At 69.7% G+C, this 17,083-nt stretch carries 17 protein-coding genes, 1 tRNA gene and 1 riboswitch; of the genes, 6 read left to right on the top strand and 12 right to left on the bottom strand.

Annotated features, from left to right (window positions below):
• Nucleotides 1-35 precede the first annotated feature (35 nt).
• Entirely contained in the window at nucleotides 36-1,043 is a 1,008-nt protein-coding gene (locus BLW86_RS23780) for a DNA cytosine methyltransferase (RefSeq protein ID WP_093875920.1), read from the top strand.
• A gap of 8 nt (nucleotides 1,044-1,051) precedes the next feature.
• On the opposite strand, the gene BLW86_RS23775 is transcribed toward BLW86_RS23780, so the two are convergent.
• The 4 genes from BLW86_RS23775 to BLW86_RS23760 all read right to left on the bottom strand — a co-directional run bounded on the left by BLW86_RS23775 (nucleotide 1,052) and on the right by BLW86_RS23760 (nucleotide 5,688).
• A complete protein-coding gene (locus BLW86_RS23775; RefSeq protein WP_093875919.1) occupies nucleotides 1,052-2,020 on the bottom strand; it encodes a DUF6339 family protein in 969 nt (322 codons plus the stop codon).
• Entirely contained in the window at nucleotides 2,017-3,000 is a 984-nt protein-coding gene (locus BLW86_RS23770; RefSeq protein ID WP_093875918.1) for a hypothetical protein, read from the bottom strand. Before BLW86_RS23770 ends, BLW86_RS23775 begins: the two co-directional genes overlap by 4 nt.
• Nucleotides 2,997-5,147: a helix-turn-helix domain-containing protein gene (locus BLW86_RS23765; RefSeq protein WP_371129573.1), complete on the bottom strand. Its 2,151-nt coding sequence runs from the start codon at nucleotides 5,145-5,147 to the stop codon at nucleotides 2,997-2,999. The genes BLW86_RS23770 and BLW86_RS23765 overlap by 4 nt, the downstream gene beginning before the upstream one ends.
• A 97-nt stretch (nucleotides 5,148-5,244) precedes the next feature.
• Nucleotides 5,245-5,688, bottom strand: coding sequence for a very short patch repair endonuclease (locus tag BLW86_RS23760; protein WP_093878825.1), 444 nt, complete (start codon nucleotides 5,686-5,688; stop codon nucleotides 5,245-5,247).
• 101 nt (nucleotides 5,689-5,789) lie between these two features.
• Between BLW86_RS23760 and BLW86_RS23755 the strand changes: the two genes are divergently transcribed.
• Nucleotides 5,790-6,092 (top strand): hypothetical protein, encoded by a 303-nt coding sequence (locus BLW86_RS23755; protein WP_093875916.1) that lies wholly within the window; start codon nucleotides 5,790-5,792, stop codon nucleotides 6,090-6,092.
• 160 nt (nucleotides 6,093-6,252) lie between these two features.
• Here BLW86_RS23755 and BLW86_RS23750 read toward each other — a convergent pair whose 3' ends face one another.
• From BLW86_RS23750 to BLW86_RS23735, 4 genes are read right to left on the bottom strand one after another with little or no spacing between them, the layout of a single operon-like run.
• The gene (locus tag BLW86_RS23750) at nucleotides 6,253-7,521 is read right to left on the bottom strand and encodes a DUF445 domain-containing protein (protein WP_093875915.1); all 1,269 of its coding nucleotides are present in this window, start codon (nucleotides 7,519-7,521) and stop codon (nucleotides 6,253-6,255) included.
• Between the two features lie 12 nt (nucleotides 7,522-7,533).
• Nucleotides 7,534-8,514, bottom strand: coding sequence for an ABC transporter ATP-binding protein (locus BLW86_RS23745; RefSeq protein WP_093875914.1), 981 nt, complete (start codon nucleotides 8,512-8,514; stop codon nucleotides 7,534-7,536).
• A 6-nt stretch (nucleotides 8,515-8,520) separates the two neighbouring features.
• The gene (locus BLW86_RS23740) at nucleotides 8,521-9,387 is read right to left on the bottom strand and encodes an ABC transporter permease (protein ID WP_371129572.1); all 867 of its coding nucleotides are present in this window, start codon (nucleotides 9,385-9,387) and stop codon (nucleotides 8,521-8,523) included.
• Nucleotides 9,380-10,180: an ABC transporter permease gene (locus tag BLW86_RS23735; protein WP_177181957.1), complete on the bottom strand. Its 801-nt coding sequence runs from the start codon at nucleotides 10,178-10,180 to the stop codon at nucleotides 9,380-9,382. The genes BLW86_RS23740 and BLW86_RS23735 overlap by 8 nt, the downstream gene beginning before the upstream one ends.
• 158 nt (nucleotides 10,181-10,338) lie before the next feature.
• Here BLW86_RS23735 and BLW86_RS23730 point away from each other — a divergent pair, with 158 nt between their 5' ends.
• The gene (locus BLW86_RS23730; RefSeq protein ID WP_093875912.1) at nucleotides 10,339-12,528 is read left to right on the top strand and encodes a transglycosylase domain-containing protein; all 2,190 of its coding nucleotides are present in this window, start codon (nucleotides 10,339-10,341) and stop codon (nucleotides 12,526-12,528) included.
• Here the strand turns inward: BLW86_RS23730 and BLW86_RS23725 are convergent.
• From BLW86_RS23725 to BLW86_RS23715, 3 genes are all read right to left on the bottom strand, one after another.
• Nucleotides 12,522-12,842, bottom strand: coding sequence for a DMT family transporter (locus tag BLW86_RS23725; RefSeq protein ID WP_086831901.1), 321 nt, complete (start codon nucleotides 12,840-12,842; stop codon nucleotides 12,522-12,524). The two genes, BLW86_RS23730 and BLW86_RS23725, sit on opposite strands and share 7 nt — an antisense overlap.
• A gap of 32 nt (nucleotides 12,843-12,874) precedes the next feature.
• Nucleotides 12,875-12,946: riboswitch (guanidine-III (ykkC-III) riboswitch) on the bottom strand.
• 63 nt (nucleotides 12,947-13,009) lie between these two features.
• Entirely contained in the window at nucleotides 13,010-13,348 is a 339-nt protein-coding gene (locus tag BLW86_RS23720) for a GroES family chaperonin (RefSeq protein WP_030554720.1), read from the bottom strand.
• A gap of 46 nt (nucleotides 13,349-13,394) precedes the next feature.
• Nucleotides 13,395-13,715 (bottom strand): DUF3618 domain-containing protein, encoded by a 321-nt coding sequence (locus BLW86_RS23715; protein WP_093875911.1) that lies wholly within the window; start codon nucleotides 13,713-13,715, stop codon nucleotides 13,395-13,397.
• 122 nt (nucleotides 13,716-13,837) lie between these two features.
• On the opposite strand from BLW86_RS23715, the gene bcp reads away from it, so the two are divergent.
• The 3 genes from bcp to BLW86_RS23695 all read left to right on the top strand — a co-directional run bounded on the left by bcp (nucleotide 13,838) and on the right by BLW86_RS23695 (nucleotide 16,420).
• Entirely contained in the window at nucleotides 13,838-14,311 is a 474-nt protein-coding gene (gene bcp / locus BLW86_RS23710) for a thioredoxin-dependent thiol peroxidase (protein WP_093875910.1), read from the top strand.
• Between the two features lie 110 nt (nucleotides 14,312-14,421).
• Nucleotides 14,422-15,918, top strand: a complete 1,497-nt coding sequence (gene proP, locus BLW86_RS23705; protein WP_093875909.1) for a glycine betaine/L-proline transporter ProP — start codon at nucleotides 14,422-14,424, stop codon at nucleotides 15,916-15,918.
• Nucleotides 15,919-16,335: 417 nt separating this feature from the next.
• A tRNA-Leu gene (locus BLW86_RS23695) sits at nucleotides 16,336-16,420 on the top strand.
• 54 nt (nucleotides 16,421-16,474) lie between these two features.
• Here BLW86_RS23695 and rdgB read toward each other — a convergent pair.
• On the bottom strand, nucleotides 16,475-17,083 hold the full coding sequence (gene rdgB, locus BLW86_RS23690; RefSeq protein ID WP_093875908.1) for an RdgB/HAM1 family non-canonical purine NTP pyrophosphatase: 609 nt from the start codon (nucleotides 17,081-17,083) through the stop codon (nucleotides 16,475-16,477).

Here is a 17,083-nt window from a genome sequence, read left to right as displayed (position 1 = left end):
GTCCCCTTGACGAACACACCACCCCTGGAGATCACGTGCCACGCCCCGAGATTGTCGACTTGTTCGCCGGACCGGGCGGGCTCGACGTTGCGGCGCGCGACCTCGGTTACGAGGTGACGGGGATCGAGTTCGATCAGGACGCGTGCGACACCCGAGCCGAGGCCAAGCTCCTCACCCTGCAGGGCGACGTGCGAGATTTCGGCCCGCACAAGTTCCCGAACGCGACCGTGCTGGCCGGCGGACCTCCGTGTCAGACGTTCACCGTGGCCGGCACCGGAGCAGGGCGCCGTGCGCTGGACGAGGTGATCGACTTCGTCAGGAGGATGGCGCGCGGCGAGGACATCCGGTCCAAGCTCGCGCTGCTCGACGACGAACGAACCGGTCTGGTCCTCGAGCCTCTGCGATGGGCCTTGGAAGCGCTCCGCGACGGACGCCCCTACGAAGCGATCGTGCTGGAGCAGGTGCCCGCAGTCCTCCCCGTCTGGGAAGAATACGCGAAAGTCCTGTCCGAGAACGGATACTGGGTGGCCAAGCCGAAGGTGCTGCACACGGAGCAGTTCGGCGTCCCTCAGACCCGGCGTCGCGCCATCCTCGTGGCCCGCCTCAACCGCATCGTCGAGCTTCCCACCCCCACCCACCGCCTGTATCGCAAGGGCGTACCTCAGAACCAGGGCGATCCGGACCTGAGGCCCTGGGTGTCGATGGCCGAAGTCCTCGATCGGCCGACCGACTTCGAGGTGATCTCGAACTACGGCACCGGAGGCGACCCCAAGACGCGCGGCCGTCGGTCCTCCGGCGAACCCGCGTTCACGGTCACGGGCAAGGTCTCCCGTAACCGGGTCGTCGCGACCGACGGCAAGGAGCTTCCGCGCTTCTCTGTGCACGAGGCGGGCATCCTCCAGACGTTCCCCGACAGCTACCCCTGGTCGGGCAGGGCGATCGCCCAGCAAATCGGCAACGCAATCCCGCCCCTACTGGGCAAGGCGGTCCTGATGGCCGCCCTCGGAACCGCCAAGGAGTACGCGACCGAGACCGAGGGCTGATCGAACGGTCAGCCGAAGTCCGAAGGCTTCGACAGGACCACTCCGGATGCCCGAGGACCGGGAACGGTCGCATCGGCGTCCTCAACGCCCTCGGCACGCTTCCTCTGCCTGAGCGGGGCCTCGACACGCAGTTTCTCGAACAGAGGGAGCAACGCATCGACGGCAGCGGCTCTGACCCGCCCGTCGTGCGGCCCCTCCGGAAGCCAATCCCAGTCCACCGCCTCCCCGACACCCGCCTCGATCCACTCAAACAGCTCGTCCGTGTCGGGGTCCACGTCCTCCGCCAGCACGTCGTACATCAGGGTGCTGCCGGCCGCGTTCACGGCTGCGGAGAAGGCGTTGACGTGATCGGCGGGGCGGGTGACCCCTGCGTCGAGAAAATCTCCGATGACGCGAATCATCGCTTGGGCCGTGGGGCGGTGGTCGATGACGTCCAGACGCAGTGTGGTGTTGAGGATGTCCTGGAGGCGACAGGCGGTGACGACAGGAGCGTAGTCGTGCCCGTCTCGGAAGAGTTCCGCGGCCCACCAAAGCCGGGAGAACGCCTGGGTGTAGTGAATTCCGCTGAAGCGGGCGGCGGGGGCGATGCCACGTCCGTCGGCACTGTCGACGCCCTTGTGACGCCAGACGACGTAGTCAGGTGCGACGATCATGGCCAGATGATTCCAGAGACGGCTGTCTGCGGCCTCGGCACGCGTCATCCGGAGGGTTGCGTGGATCCGGGGGGCGAGCCACCCGTCGGCGGCGGAGCGGTCATCCGTGAAGCGCCGCATGGCTTCGTCGAGGAGTTCTCGGACCGGGGCGGTCCGCCGGCGCCCGGCGGTCTCGGCATCGTACGCAACACAGGCACGGGCGAGCGCCACCTGCGGCGGAAGTTCCAGACCCGACTGAATACCCCGAGTGAGGTGCTTGGTGACGGCGGCGTCGGGCAGCAGAGCGAATACCTGTGGCTGGTCGACGGGGGCAAGAAGACTCATCGCGTGCCGCTCCTTTCCGCGGCGTCGACGGAACGCACCGCATTGGTCAGCTTCTTCGTGATCTGGCTTCTCTTGCCCGCCGCGTACTGGATGGTCGTCTGAAGTTCGGCCCAGCCAAACCCCTTGATGCGCCGCTCCTCGATGTCGTAAAGGGCATCGGTGAGCTGCCGGCCTGGGAGCACGTCGGGCAGCATCATCCGCAGGACGGACTCACGCCAGCCCGTCGGCATGACCGGGGTGCCGTCCTCGTCGACGTCGAGATCACTGATGGCCGTGTGGAACATGGCAGTCCACGCGTCCTGAGCGATCTGGCCGGAGGTCACGTCGCGCAACAATTTCTCGGCCGGGCTCCCCCCGGTGCCGCCGAGCATGTCGACGAATCCGTCGGCGCATGCGGTGTTGAGGTAGACGGTCGGTACCTCGCCGGTGGTCTCCACGATCCAGGGCGAGTCCTTGTAAGGACGGAGCCACTCCTCGGGCCCTTCGCGGAAGTTCGTCTCGACGATCTCGATCTCGCGTTGCCGTACGGGGACGGCGCCCTTGAGATCGACGTACCAGTCCTGTGCGGTAGCACCGATGGCCCGTCCTTCCACCCCGTCGCAAGTGGCCACGACGGTCAGACCGAGCGTCGCCCGGCTCAGGTGCCGGCTCCGATACAGGTCGATACTGCCGCTCCACCCACCGTCGGCGGACCGCTTGAGGCGCGCGGTCGTGCGGGCGTTGGTCGCCTTCTCCGTGAGGGCCGCCAGACAGACGAGGTCCGTCCACTCTCCTTCGGCGATCTCCGGATCGGGAAGCGTCGCCTGCAACCGCAGGGTGCAGTACTCCCAGTTCTCGCGACCGGCCCGGTGGAGGGCCACGGTGCGTTCGGTTTTGGAGACGTGCGAGTACGGCAGCGGAGACGTCCCGTCGACGGTGATCGAGAGCACGTCGAGTTCGACGTCGCCGAAGAGGGTCGGGTAGGGATACACGGACTTCATGCCGCTCCTCCACGAGCCTTCTGAACGTCCACAACCAGCCGTGCGAAAGCACCTGGAACAGGGTGAGTGGTCGGATCGGTCACACCAGTGAACACAGCCGTCCGCACACCGGGATCGACGACGATGTTGCCGTTCTCCACACGGCAGTCGTCGGAGGCGGCGAGCACCGCCCAGCCAACGGCCGGACGACCGCCGGATCGCACATCGAACTTGGCGACGGGGGTGAGAACCCAGGGATCCTCGGCATCGGGAAGCTTGAGGCCGACGGTCATGTTCCAGGCACCACTGTCATCGACGCGCGCCTGCACGCTGCGAACGACGGGGAAGCCCTGCACGCGCTTCCCGCCAGCGGCGCTGCCGGCGCCACCGTCCAGCTTGAGCAGCTCGCGAAGGGCGGCAGGGCCCTCCGAACGCGTGGTTTCGCGTCGCCCGACCAGACCCCGCACGGTCTTGTCGATCTCGGTCCGGAATTCCTTGAGACGAGTAAGAGCGCCACGCTCATAGAGAGAGGTGAGCTCCTCCGTGCGATCCCAACGGTCGTGCTCCGGTGGCTCGGAGGCCCGCAGGAAGGCTTCCGCGAGTTCCACGTCCTCGCCCTCCCGACCGGTCGCGAAACCGGCCAGCAGGACAGCTTGGAAGGGGGCTGTTCCAAGGGGCAGCTCGCGGGGGCGCTGCTCGGTGATGGTCATCCGGTTGCCGCGCATGCAGACGACCCGACTGTGCCGCTCGTCCCGGTCCCCGGCCGAGGTCAACAGGAGAACGGCACGATGTTCGCGTCCCTTGTCGCGGGCACGACCACGTCCCTTGAGGGGCGAGACGACGAGCGGAACCTCTGCGAGCGCGACCTGATCACCGGCTGTCAGTTCGGGGACCGTCTCCCCGTCGAGGTACGTCTGCAGGGCACGACCGAGAGTGGGATGGTGGGCGTGCGGATCGACACGCTCCTCCGAGATGAACACATGGCCGTTACGGAGGGTGGTGACACTGGCCTCCATCAGCGCTCCGGCCGCCTTACCTCCGATCATGGTCGCCCAGAACCCGTCGGCAAGTGATCGGACGAGCTTGTCGTGCATCTCCTGGAGCGTCTCGGCGTCCCCCGACGCATCGTGGGCTCCGACGATGAGGAACGACGTACCGGGGTCGGGGCTGAGCCGGTCGAGATGGAGGGAACGGACTTCGTCCTCTCCAGCCCACCAGGATCGGGACACGCCCTTGTGTACGGGGCCGGGTTCAGGCTCGCCGAACCAAGCGGGACCGGCATAGGCCTCGCCGCCGAGTTCATGCCAGGGCAGGTCGAGCCGCCCCACGACACGACGCTCGAAGCGCCCCTCGTAAGCGTCGGAGAGGGTGGAATTGACGAGGACGAGCCCCAGACGACTGGTGGCCCAGAGGGTGGCCTTCCCCAGACCGTAGGAGCCACCGGCGCGCCCGCCCGCCTGCTTGTGGCTGTCGAGCTGGCGACGGACCACGGCGGCATAGCGACCGTCCTGGTATTCCGGACCGGTAAGGCCGGCCGCGTTGTAGTCCTCGACACGAAGAAGCAACAGGGAACACTGCTCGTCCAGGTCGTCGAGTGCGGCGCGAAGGCTACGGGAGACCTTCTGCCCTCCCACGGCGGCCGCCTCGTAATGGGGGCGAAGGTCGTCCCACCGCATCGCCGCGAGAAAGGCATCGAGGTGTTCGCCGGTGAGTTCGTGGAGCACGTAGCGGACCCGAACCGGCGTCGTGAGGTCGTGACGTTCGTCGAGTGAGTTCTGAGTCGCCTCACGGGCGAGGACGGAGAGATCGGCATCGAAGGCGAAAGCCGCGGCGTTGCCGTACTCTCGGCCCCCGTCGGTATGAGCAGGCCGATGGTGCCACTGGCGCGGACGTACCGAAGCGATGTCGCCGGTCCGGTTGTGGACCGAAGCGGGATCGATCTCGAATACCGCGGCGATGGCTCGCTTGGTCTCCTCACGAGGTTCGGCACGACCGGTGATCCACGCAGAGACTGCGGCTCGGGTAAGTCCGAGACGTTGTGCGAGGTCCGCCTGTTTCATATCGGCTCGTGCGAGCTGGCGTACTAGCCAGGGGCCGAACTCTTCGCCTTGTGGGTCCGTCACGCCCATCCCCCCGAAGCTCCGATCACCGCGCAGCTGTGCGTGCACCGAGCATCCCCCACCCGCCACACGCTTGCGACGGACAGGCTACCACCAGGGATTTGACACATCACATGGTGTCAAATTCCGGTAGACAGAGGCGTTTTCACCGCGCTTTTGCCCCTCTCTGCAGGAGCATTCGCCGCTCCGCGACGATCGCAGCCACCCGTGGGGCGGCCAGGTCCGCGCTCTCGTGTTCCCAGATCCGTACGGACAACCAACCCGCCTCCCTCAAGCGCGCATCGGTGTTCGCGTCTCGCGCCCGGTTCTTCTCGATCTTCTCCCGCCAAAACTTCGAGTTCCTCTTCGGCCACGTCGCATGCTCCGGGCAGCCGTGCCAGTAGCAGCCGTCGACGAAGACAGCCACCTTGGCCGGACCGAAGACGATGTCCGCTTCTCGCCGCAGCCCCTTCACCGGACGCTTGTGGATCCGATAGCGGAGCCCGGCGGCATGCAGAGCGCTACGCAGCGCCTTCTCCACGCCGGTATCCCGGCTGCGCTGCCGGCTCATCCGGGAACTCGTCACCGGATCCGTCTCCAGGATCCTCATGACGGTCATTGTGACGTGGGCTGCTGGTGGAAGCGTCATGCGGCGTCGTTTCGCTCTGATCTACGCTCGAAGGACGACCCGTCGACCAGGAAGGTCCCACCATGCCCCGCATCCCCTCCCCCGCCATAGCCGCCGCCGGGCTCGTGGGCGGTTACGCAGTTGCTCGGTGGACCAAGAAGCGGCCCCTCGGGGGTGTCGTGCTTGCCGTGGCCGGTGGGGTGGCCGCGCGGGAGTGGCAGCAGGTGGGTGGGGTCAAGGCCTCCGTGGGGCTGACGACCGCGTACGTCGCCGCCTTCGCCGGGTCCCACCCGCTCGCCAAGAAGATCGGGGCCTGGCCCGCCGTGTTCTCCGTCGCCGGGGGCATGGCCGCCGCCTCCTGGGCCGTGACGCGCGGGAGGGACTGACCACCCGCCTGGGCCGTGACCCGCGGGAGGGACTGACCACCCTCCCAGGCCGCCACGCACGGGAGGGACTGCCCCCTCCCAGGCCGTCACCCGCGGGAAGGTCAGCCCCCGCACGCCGTCACCCGCGGGAAGGCCCGAGCCCCTCGATCAGCGGGCCCGACTAGCCCCCCGCCACCCGGCTCACCGCGTAGATCAGCAGTCCCGCCAGCGCGCCGACCACCGTGCCGTTGATGCGGATGAACTGGAGGTCGCGGCCGATGTTGGCCTCGATCTTGCGGGAGGTCTGGGTGGCGTCCCAGCCGGCGATCGTGTCGGTGATCAGGGACGTGATCTCGTGGCGGTACGTCGTGACGACGTACGCCGCCGCGTCCTCCGCCCAGCCCTCGACCTTCGCCTGGAGGCGGGAGTCCGTCGCCAGGCGGGTGCCCAGGGAGATCAGGGAGGCGCGGGCGCGGAGGCGGAGCTGGCTGCGGTCGTCCTCGGCCGCCGCGATGATCAGGGACCGGATCGACGACCAGGCCGAGGCGATGATGTCCTGGACCTCCGGGCGGGCCAGGAGGTCCGCCTTCAGGCGTTCCACGCGGGCGCGGGTGTCCGTGTCCGCCTGGAGGTCGGCCGCGAAGTCGGTGAGGAAGCGGTCGATCGCGGCGCGCGCCGGGTGGCCCGGCATGTCGCGCATCTCGGTGACGAAGCGGAGCAGTTCGCGGTAGACCCGCTCGCCGACCTTGCGGTCCACGAAGCGTGGCGTCCAGCCCGGGGCGCCGCCCTGGACCGCGTCCATCACCGATTCCCCGTGCGTGACCAGCCAGTCGTGGGCCCGGGTGCAGATCAGGTCGACCGCCCGGTGGTGCGCCCCGTCGGCGACGATCCGCTCCAGGGTCTTGCCCAGGCCCGGGGCGATCTCCGCCGATTCGGCGCGGCGGGTGATCGCCTCCCCGACGACCGCCTGGACGTCCGCGTCCCGGAGCACCGTGAGCGCGCCCCGCAGGGCCGTCGCCGACTCCGCCGTCACCCGGTCCGCGTGCGCCGGGTCCGCCAGCCAGGTGCCCAGTCGGCCGCCGATGCCCAGGGCGTGGAGTCTGCCTCGTACGACGTCCGCCGAGAGGAAGTTCTCGCCGACGAACGTGCCCAGCGACGCGCCCAGCTGGTCCTTCTTCGTCGGAATGATCGCCGTGTGGGGGATGGGGAGCCCCAGGGGGCGCCGGAAGAGGGCCGTGACCGCGAACCAGTCCGCGAGCGCGCCGACCATGCCCGCCTCCGCCGCCGCCGCGACGTAGCCGGCCCAGGCCCCCCAGCCCGCGTTCCGCGCCCAGGTCGCCAGGGCGTAGATCACGGCCACGACGATCAGCAGGGACGTGGCCAGCGTCTTCATGCGGCGGACGCCTCTGCTCTTCTCCTCGTCCGCCGCCGTGTACGAGAAACTCACCATCGGTTCGACCTCCTACATCAGGGACTCCCGGCGCTCGTCCCGAGTTCCCCCGTACATCTTCGCGATCACCGCCTCGATGTCCGGCTCCCGCACCGAGAGGTCGAGGAGGGGATGTCTCGCCGCCACCGCCGCCACCAGCGGGGCCGCCGAGGTCGTCGCCGGGAACGCCAGCCACTGACGCGGTCCCTCGGCCCGTACGAACCGTGCTCCCGGCACGTCCGTGATCGGGGGCAGCTCGCGCTCCAGGTCCACCATCAGGAGCCGTTCGCTCTCGCCCACGGCGTGCAGGCCGGCCAGTTCGCCGTCGTACATCAGGCGCCCGTGGTCGATGACCATCACCCGTGAGCAGAGCTGTTCGATGTCCGTGAGGTCGTGGGTGGTCAGGAGGACGGTGGTGCCCTGGGTGGCGTTCAGGTCGCGGAGGAACTCCCTCACCCTCGCCTTCGACACCACGTCCAGGCCGATCGTCGGCTCGTCCAGGTACAGCACCTCCGGGTCGTGCAGCAGCGCCGCCGCGATGTCGCCGCGCATCCGCTGGCCGAGGGAGAGCTGCCGTACCGGCACGTCGAGGAGGTCTCCCAGGTCGAGGAGGTCCACGCAGCGGGCGAGGTTCTCCTCGTAGCGGTCGTCGGGGATGCGGTACATGCGGTGGGTCAGCCGGTACGAGTCCTTCAGCGGCAGGTCCCACCACAGCGTCGTGCGCTGGCCGAAGACCACGCCGATCCGCCGGGCGAGCCGGGTGCGCTCCCGGGCCGGGTCGATGCCCGCGACCCGCAGCCGGCCGCCGCTGGGGGTGAGGATGCCGGTGAGCATCTTGATCGTGGTCGACTTCCCGGCGCCGTTCGGGCCGATGTAGCCGACCATCTCCCCGCGCTCCACGGTGAAGGAGATGCCGTCGACCGCCCTGACCTCCTTCTTCTCGCGGCGGAGCAGGCCGGTCTTCCGGCGGACCGTGAAGGTCTTCTCCAGGGAGTCGAGCTCGATGAAGGGCATGGTCGTTCAGCTTCCCGTCGATCGGTACGAACGGATTCCGGCGCGCCACGCGAGCCCCGCGGCCCCGCAGCAGACCGCCGCCACCAGGGGCGACGCGAACGCCGCCCACTCCGGCACCCCCGCCGGGGCCGGTCGGCCCAGCACGTACAGCGCGGGCAGCCAGCTCACGAACGCCAGCGGTACGACGTACACGACGCCCCGCACCAGCTCCTGGGCGAAGATCGTCGGCGGGTACTGGAGGAGGGTGTTCCCGCCGTACGTGAAGGAGTTCGTGACCTCGGCGGCGTCCTGCATCCAGAACTGGGTCGACGCCCCCAGCACCATCACCGCGCCGAAGATCACCGCCCCGCACACCACCGTCACCGGCAGCAGCAGCGCCTTCGGCGGCGTCCACTCCACGTCCAGCAGGAACAGTCCCCAGACCAGGACCATCAGGCCCTGCGCGACCCTGCCGAACCGCCGCAGCGCGAACTTGTCCGCCGCGACCTGCGCGAGCAGCGGCGCCGGACGCATCAGGAAGGTGTCGAGCGAGCCGTCCCTGATCCGCTTCCCCATCTTCTGCAGCGAGCCCATCGTCAGGTCGGCGATCCCGAAGGACGTGCCGGCCGTCCCGTACAGGAGGGCGACCTCCGCGAACGAGAAGCCGCCCAGGCCCCGCACCTGACCGAACATCAGGAGGATGACGACGAAGTCGAAGAAGGTGACGCAGAAGCTCGTGACGAGGGTCAGGGCGAAGGAGGAGCGGTACGCCATCGTGGAGCGGATCCACATGCCCGCCACCATCCGGTACGCGCGCCAGGAGGCCCGTACCCCCGTCTCCCGGTACGTGCGCCAGGAGTTGCCCAGGAGCCCCGGACCCGTCGCCTCAACCACCCTGCACCACCACCTTCCGCGTCGCCGCCACCTGCGCCGCCCGGCCCGCGCCGAGCAGGACCAGCGCCCAGCAGCCCTGGAAGCCGTACGCCCCCGCCAGCTCCCAGCCCTCGTACCTCCCCAGGTACACATCGGCCGGCACCTGGAGCAGCGACGCCCACGGCAGCAGCCGTGCGAGCTCGCCCAGGGCGCCCGGGAAGACGTTCAGCGGGAGCAGCATCCCCGAGAAGAACAGGCCCGCCAGCCAGGCCGCCTGCACCACGCCCTGGCCGTCGAGCAGCCAGAAGGCGCTCATCGCCACCAGGTACCAGAGCGCGAAGCCGACCACCGAGCCCAGCGCCACCGCGAGCAGGAAGGCGAGCCACGCGCCCGGCCCCGACGGCAGGGTGAAGTCGAAGACGAGCGCGCCGACGGCCATCGGGGCGACGCCGCGGCCGAGGAGCTGGTAGGCGGAGCGGCCGGCGTTGGCCGAGAACCACCAGGCCTGGAGGTCGGCGGGGCGGTAGAGGTCGACGGCGATGTCGCCGGTCCTGATCCGCTCGATCAGCTCGTCCTCGAAGCCGCCGCCCATCAGTCCGCAGACGGTGATCAGCGCCTGGCCGATCCAGACGTAGGCGAGGGCGTCGTCCATGGAGTAGCCGCCGAGCCGCGGCCGTTCGTCCCAGAGGGCGATGTAGGTGGAGGAGAGGACGAAGCCGAAGACGGTGTTGGTGAAGACTCCGGCGGCCGTGGCCACGCGGTAGGCGGCGAAGCGCCGGAACCCGCCCGCGGCCACCATCGCGTACAGCCGCAGCATCCGTGTCCCTTTCCGGCGCGCATGAGGAGATGCCGTGACGAGGACGGCGAAGCGCACGACCCTAGTGGCTTCGCCCGGCGCGCCGCGAGCGGTTTTCGCGCCACCTTCGGGTCGGTTGAGGGAGTTTCGGCGCATTCCGTGCAGTATGTGATGCCATGTCCCCTTCCTCCGATGCGAACGGTACGAGCGGCACGAGCGACGACGACCCCCACCCGGGCGGCTGGGAGCCTCGGGACCCCACCCTCGCCGACCCCGCCCCGCCGAGACGCCCCCGCCGTGTCCTGCGGACCCTCTTCGGGCTCCTCCTGCTCGGCGGGCTGCTGCTCGTCGGCGGCTTCGCCGCCGGCTACCTCCTGGTGGAGATCCCGCCCGCCAACGCCGCCGCCGTCGCCCAGTCCAACGTCTACCTCTACCGGGACGGCACCCCGCTCGCCCGCGACGGCGAGGTCAACCGCGAGAGCGTCCGCCTCGACCAGATCCCGCTCCCCGTCCGGCGGGCCGTCCTCGCCGCCGAGGAGCGCGACTTCCAGACCTCGCGCGCCGTCGACCCCAAGGCCATGGTCCGCGCCGCCTGGAACACCGTCACCGGCAAGGGCCGTCAGTCCGGCTCCACCATCACCCAGCAGTACGTCAAGAACTACTACCTCGGCCAGGAACAGACCGTCACCCGCAAGGCCAAGGAGTTCTTCATCGCCCTCAAGCTCGGCCGCGAGAAGAGCAAGGAGGAGATCCTCCAGGGCTATCTGAACACCAGCTACTTCGGCCGCAACGCCTACGGAGTCCAGGCCGCCGCCCGCGCCTACTACGGCAAGGACGTCCAGCAGCTCGACACCGCCGAGGGCGCCTACCTGGCCTCCCTCCTCAAGGCCCCCAGCGCCTACGACGTCACCACCCACCCCGAGAACCGGGCCAAGGCCGTCGCCCGCTGGCACTACGTCCTTGACGGCATGGTCGGCGAGGGATGGCTCAGCCCCGCGGCCCGCGCCGCCGCCCGCTTCCCCGTCCCCCAGACCGCCCGCGCCACGACCGCCCTCTCCGGCCAGCGCGGCTACCTCGTCCAGGCCGTCGAGGAGTACCTCACCGACCACGGGATCATCGACGAGAAGACCCTCGCCGGCGGCGGCTTCCGCATCACCACCACCCTGGAGCCCGCCAAGCAGGAGGCCCTCGTCCAGGCCGTCGAGGACGGGGTCGTCTCTCGGCTCGACCCGGCGAGCGCCCCCACCGACCGGTACGTACGGGTCGGGGCCGCGGCCGTCGACCCGGCGACCGGCAAGGTCCTCGCCATGTACGGCGGCATCGACTACACCCAGCAGTACGTCAACAACGCGACCCGCCGCGACTACCAGGTCGGCTCCACCTTCAAGCCCTTCGTCTTCACGGCCGCCGTCCAGAGCGGCGCCCAGACCCAGCAGGGCCGGCCCATCACCCCGTACACCGTCTACGACGGCACCAACCGGCGCCCGGTGGAGGGCTGGAACGGCGACCCGTACGACCCCGCCAACGAGGACGACGCCAGCTACGGCGAGATCAACGTCGGCGCCGCCACCGGCCTGTCGGTGAACACCGTGTACGCCCAGATGGCGGTGGACGTCGGCCCCGCGCACGTACGGCGCACCGCGATCGCCCTCGGCCTGCCCGGCTCCACCCCCGACCTCACCGCCTCCCCGTCCATCGCCCTCGGCTCCGCCACCGCCAGCGTCCTCGACATGGCCTCGGCCTACGCCACGCTCGCCGCACACGGCCGGAACGGCACGTACTCCCTCGTCGAGGGCATCAGCAGGGGCGGCCGGGAAGTGGAGCTCCCGGCCGTCGCCCGCCGGCAGGCGGTGAGCCGCGAGGCCGCCGACACGACCACGTCGGTCCTGCGCGGCGTCGTCGACACGGGCACCGGCACGGCCGCGCAGGCGGCGGGCCGCCCGGCCGCCGGCAAGACGGGCACGGCGGAGGACGACAAGGCCGCCTGGTTCGCCGGCTACACCCCGGAGCTCGCGACGGTCGTCGCGCTCATGGGGCAGGACCCGGAGTCGGGAGCCCAGAAGTCGCTGTACGGCGCCCTGGGCCAGCCGCGCATGAACGGCGGCGGGGTGCCGGCCGAGATCTGGGCCCGGTTCACCCGGGAGGCGCTGGCCGGGACGCCGCCCCGGGACTTCGAGCTCCGGCTGATGCCGGGGGCCGAGCCGATGCCACCGGCGCCGCCGACACCCGACGGGCCCGACGGACCGGACGGGCCTGACGGACCGGACGGATCGGAGGACTGGTACGAGACGGGCGAGGCCGGACCGGGCGCGGCGACACGCACCCCCGGCCCCGGTCCCGACCTCTCCCGCAGCACCGGTCAGTGACCGCTCGTCGCCTTGAGTCCCACCACGGCGACGAGCAGCAGACAGACGAAGAAGATCCGGGCGGCGGTCGCCGGCTCACCGAGCACCACCATGCCGAGCACCGCCGCACCGGCCGCGCCGATGCCGACCCACACGCCGTACGCCGTACCGATCGGCAGCGTCTTGGCCGCCTGCGACAGCAGCATCATGGAAGCGACGATCCCCGCGCCGGTGAGGACACTGGGCCAGAGGCGGGTGAAACCGTCGGTGTACTTCATCCCGATGGACCAGCCGACCTCCAGCAGACCGGCGACGACCAGCAGAACCCAGGCCATGACGAGACACCTCCGCGAGACGGATCAACAGGGGTGCGTCGTCTTGTCGTGAAACCCGGTACGGCGCGTCTCGTCGGGGTGTCTCCAGGCTAGCAAAGAACGGGCAAAGGCCCCGGTGACTCCGGTCACCAGGGCCTTCGCGCGCTTCTTCCCACAGATACAAGTTCCTACAGATACAAGCCGGTCGAGTCCGACGTCCCCTGGAACCGGTCCGCGGCCACCGCGTGCAGGTCGCGCTCCCTCATCAGGACGTACGCGACGCCCCGCACCTCGACCTCGGCACGGTCCTCGGGGTCGTACAGCACCCGGTCGCCGATCTCGACGGTGCGGACGTTCTGGCCGACCGCGACCACCTCGGCCCAGGCGAGGCGACGGCCCACGGCGGCCGTCGCCGGAATCAGGATGCCGCCGCCGGAACGCCGCTCCCCCTCCGGGGAGTCGGTGCGGACGAGGACCCGGTCGTGGAGCATCCGGATGGGCAGCTTGTCGTGCGTGTTCTCGCTCACGCGTCGAACCTACCTGCCCGGGCGTGTCGCCCGTACCCGGGGAGGCTCACGCCTTGTGCCGCCGCGAGGAGGAGACGATCAGCCCGACGACCGCGAGGGCCACGACGGCCGCCGGGACGACCCGCTCCAGACGGGGAGCGCCGTCCTCGGTCGTGAAGCGGGCCTTCACGTCCGAGACGACCCGGTTGACGGCGACGAAGGCGCGTCCGGCCGTCTGGTCGACGGTCGAGGCGACCTTCGCCTTGGCGTCCCCGATGATCGTCTTCGGGTGCATCCGAATGCCGATCTCGTCGAGCGTGATGGCAAGCTGCTCGCGCCGGCGGACGATGTCCGCCTCGATCTGCGCAGGGGTCCTGGCCTCCGACACCGCGCTGCCTCCGTAGTCGTGATCCGGTCGTTGACGGCCAGTCTGTCAGCTCTGCCGCCGAAGGGTCGCCTCAGACCCCCATTAGGCTCTGGACGCGTAAGCGAACATTCCCGAGGAGAGCCATGAGCGAGCGACTGCAGCCCGGCGACACCGCCCCCGCCTTCACCCTTCCCGACGCGGACGGCAACGAGGTCTCCCTCGCGGACCACAAGGGCCGCAAGGTCATCGTCTACTTCTACCCGGCGGCCCTCACCCCCGGCTGCACCAAGCAGGCCTGCGACTTCACGGACAACCTGGACGTGCTGGCGGCCGCGGGCTACGACGTCATCGGCGTGTCCCCCGACAAGCCGGAGAAGCTCGCGAAGTTCCGCGAGAAGGAGAACCTCAAGGTCACCCTGGTCGGCGACCCGGAGAAGACGACCCTGGAGGCGTACGGCGCCTTCGGCGAGAAGAAGCTGTACGGCAAGGTGGTGACGGGCGTGATCCGCTCCACGGTCGTGGTCGACGAGAACGGCAAGGTGGAACACGCCTTCTACAACGTCAAGGCCACCGGCCACGTCGCCAAGATCATCCGGGACCTGGCCATCGAGGGCTGAGCCCCGGCCGACGTGACGGACGTCCCATTCCGGGGCCGGTTCCGTTTGTGAACGGCATGACCGTACAGAAGTGCCTCTGGATTCTGTTCCCCCAGAGAGGACGTACGGTCATGCCGGCCACAGACCGCGACCCCGCGGCAGATCCCGAGGCCCTGAGACGCCACCCGCGCCTGTTCAAGGCCGTCACCCGGCGCCGGCAGCCCAGACTGCGGCGGACCGACATCACGGTCACCGACGAGGCGGCGGTCAAGCGGGCGGTGAGGGCGGCCTCTCTGGGCAACGCCATGGAGTGGTTCGACTTCGGCATCTACGCCTACCTCGCCGTCACCCTCGGACACGTCTTCTTCCCGTCCGGCAACCACACGGTCCAGCTGCTGTCGTCGTTCGCGACGTTCGCGGTCGCCTTCCTGATCCGCCCCCTCGGCGGCATGGTGTTCGGCCCGATGGGTGACCGGCTGGGCCGGAAGAAGGTCCTCGCGCTGACCATGATCCTCATGGCGGTCGGCACCTTCGCGATCGGCGTCATCCCCTCGTACGCCTCGATCGGGTTCTGGGCGCCCGCCCTCCTGGTGTTCTTCCGCATGCTCCAGGGGTTCTCGACCGGCGGCGAGTACGGCGGCGCCTCCACCTTCATCGCCGAGTACGCACCCGACCGCCGCCGCGGCTACTTCGGCAGCTTCCTCGAATTCGGCACCCTGGCGGGTTACGTCGGCGCGGCGAGCCTCGTCACGGCGCTCACCACGTGGCTCGGCACCGACACGATGGAGGCGTGGGGCTGGCGCGTGCCGTTCCTCGTCGCGGGACCCCTGGGTCTGGTCGGCCTCTACCTGCGGCTCCGGCTGGACGAGACGCCCGCCTTCCAGAAGCTGGAGAGCGAGTCGGCGCGCGCCTCGGAGGCGGCGGACCCGGTGGAGACCTCCCCCAAGGGCGACCTGGCGAAGATCTTCCGGCAGCAGTGGCCCGCGCTGATCCTGTGCGTCGCCCTGGTCGGCGCGTACAACATCGCCGACTACATGCTGCTGTCGTACATGCCGACGTACCTCTCCGACGAGCTCGGCTACAGCGAGACCCACGGCCTGCTGATCCTCCTGCTCGTGATGGTCCTGCTCATGCTGATCATCACTCAGGTCGGCCGTCTGAACGACCGTTTCGGGCGGAAACCGGTACTCATGGCGGGCATGCTGGGCTTCCTCTTCCTGTCGCTGCCCGCGTTCCTCCTGATCGGCCAGGGCGGCATACCGGCGATCACGGCGGGCATGCTGATGCTCGGCCTGTCGCTTGTCTGCATGCTCGGCACCATGTCGGCGGCGCTGCCCGCCCTCTTCCCGACGGAGGTGCGGTACGGCTCCCTCTCGGTCGGCTACAACCTGTCCACCTCGCTCTTCGGCGGCACGACCCCGCTCGTCATCACGGCCCTGATCGGCGCGACCGGCAGCAACCTCATGCCGGCGTACTACGCGATGGGCGCGGCGCTCGTCGGCGTGGTGGCGGTGGCCTGCATGAAGGAGACGGCCCAGCGGCCCCTGGACGGATCGCCGCCGTCGGTGGAGACCCCGGAGGAGGCGGCCGAACTGATCCTGGCCCAGACCCCGGAACCGAGGTTCTGACCCCTTCGCCGCCGGAGCGGCCCGCATCGGAGTGCGTCCGGTGCGGGCCGTTCCGCTTTTCATGCGCGATACGTACGCGATATGGCGTGACCGTCCGATATCCGGATCGTTACTCCGTACGAGATCCGTACTGGGGAGGGGGCTCGATGGGGACGAGCGCGTACACGAAGGAACGGCTGGAAGCGGCGGTGCGGGGAGCGCGGACGCCGACGGAGGCGCTGGAGCGGCTGGGGGTGGACCCGAGGAGGGGGTCGCGGCGCTATCTGCACGACCGCATGCGGAAGCTGGGGGTGGACACGTCGCACGGGGACTGGCGCGACGACCGCCGCGAGAATCTCCGGCTGCTGTGCCCCAACTGCCATGCCGTCACCAGTACCTGGTGTCGTGGTGGCGCCCGCTACCATGGCAGACAGTCGAGCGGCGGTGGTGCAATGGCTGACACAGCAGACTTAGGATCTGTGGCCCCTGACCGGGCTTGAGGGTTCGAATCCCTTCCGCCGCACAGAAATGGCCTGCGAATCGAATGATTGATTCGCAGGCCATTCGCATACGCCCCTCAGCCCACCAGCTCCCGCACCACCGGCACCAGTGCCCTGAACGCCTTGCCGCGGTGGCTGATCGCGTTCTTCTCCTCCGGCGACAGCTGCGCGCAGGTCACCTCGTGGCCCTGCGGCTGGAGGATCGGGTCGTAGCCGAAGCCGTTCGTGCCTACCGGAGCGTGGCGCAACACGCCCTCCATGCGGCCCTCGACCACGCGTTCCGTGCCGTCGGGCAGTGCCAGGGCCGCCGCGCAGGCGAAGTGGGCGCCGCGGTGTTCGTCCGCGATGTCCGAGAGCTGGGCCAGGAGCAGGTTCAGGTTGGCCTTGTCGTCGCCGTGGGCGCCGGCCCAGCGGGCGGAGAAGATGCCGGGGGCGCCGTTCAGGACGTCGACGCAGAGGCCGGAGTCGTCGGCGACGGCCGGGAGGCCCGTGGCCTGCGCCAGGGCGTGGGCCTTGAGCAGGGCGTTCTCGGCGAAGGTGATGCCCGTTTCCTTGACGTCGGGCACGTCGGGGTACGCGTCCGCGCCGACGAGTTCGAGGTCGAGGCCCGCGTCGGCGAGGATCGCGTGGAGTTCGGTGATCTTGCCCGCGTTGCGGGTGGCGAGGATCAGTCGCTGTCGGGTCAT

It is taken from the genome of Streptomyces sp. TLI_105 (genome assembly GCF_900105415.1).
Taxonomy (GTDB): Bacteria; Actinomycetota; Actinomycetes; order Streptomycetales; family Streptomycetaceae; genus Streptomyces.
Note: the sequence above shows the minus strand (reverse complement) of the source record. Positions and strands in the feature narration are given on the sequence as shown.

Bases quoted from the DNA above. Each gene is read 5' to 3' on its own strand.
- BLW86_RS23730 (WP_093875912.1), top strand. From the start codon at position 10,339: ATGTCCCCTTCCTCCGATGCGAACGGTACGAGCGGCACGAGCGACGAC.
- BLW86_RS23770 (WP_093875918.1), bottom strand. From the start codon at position 3,000: ATGAAGTCCGTGTATCCCTACCCGACCCTCTTCGGCGACGTCGAACTC.
- rdgB (WP_093875908.1), bottom strand. From the start codon at position 17,083: ATGACCCGACAGCGACTGATCCTCGCCACCCGCAACGCGGGCAAGATC.
- bcp (WP_093875910.1), top strand. From the start codon at position 13,838: ATGAGCGAGCGACTGCAGCCCGGCGACACCGCCCCCGCCTTCACCCTT.
- BLW86_RS23775 (WP_093875919.1), bottom strand. From the start codon at position 2,020: ATGAGTCTTCTTGCCCCCGTCGACCAGCCACAGGTATTCGCTCTGCTG.
- proP (WP_093875909.1), top strand. From the start codon at position 14,422: ATGCCGGCCACAGACCGCGACCCCGCGGCAGATCCCGAGGCCCTGAGA.
- BLW86_RS23725 (WP_086831901.1), bottom strand. From the start codon at position 12,842: ATGGCCTGGGTTCTGCTGGTCGTCGCCGGTCTGCTGGAGGTCGGCTGG.
- BLW86_RS23760 (WP_093878825.1), bottom strand. From the start codon at position 5,688: ATGAGGATCCTGGAGACGGATCCGGTGACGAGTTCCCGGATGAGCCGG.
- BLW86_RS23755 (WP_093875916.1), top strand. From the start codon at position 5,790: ATGCCCCGCATCCCCTCCCCCGCCATAGCCGCCGCCGGGCTCGTGGGC.
- BLW86_RS23745 (WP_093875914.1), bottom strand. From the start codon at position 8,514: ATGCCCTTCATCGAGCTCGACTCCCTGGAGAAGACCTTCACGGTCCGC.
- BLW86_RS23750 (WP_093875915.1), bottom strand. From the start codon at position 7,521: ATGGTGAGTTTCTCGTACACGGCGGCGGACGAGGAGAAGAGCAGAGGC.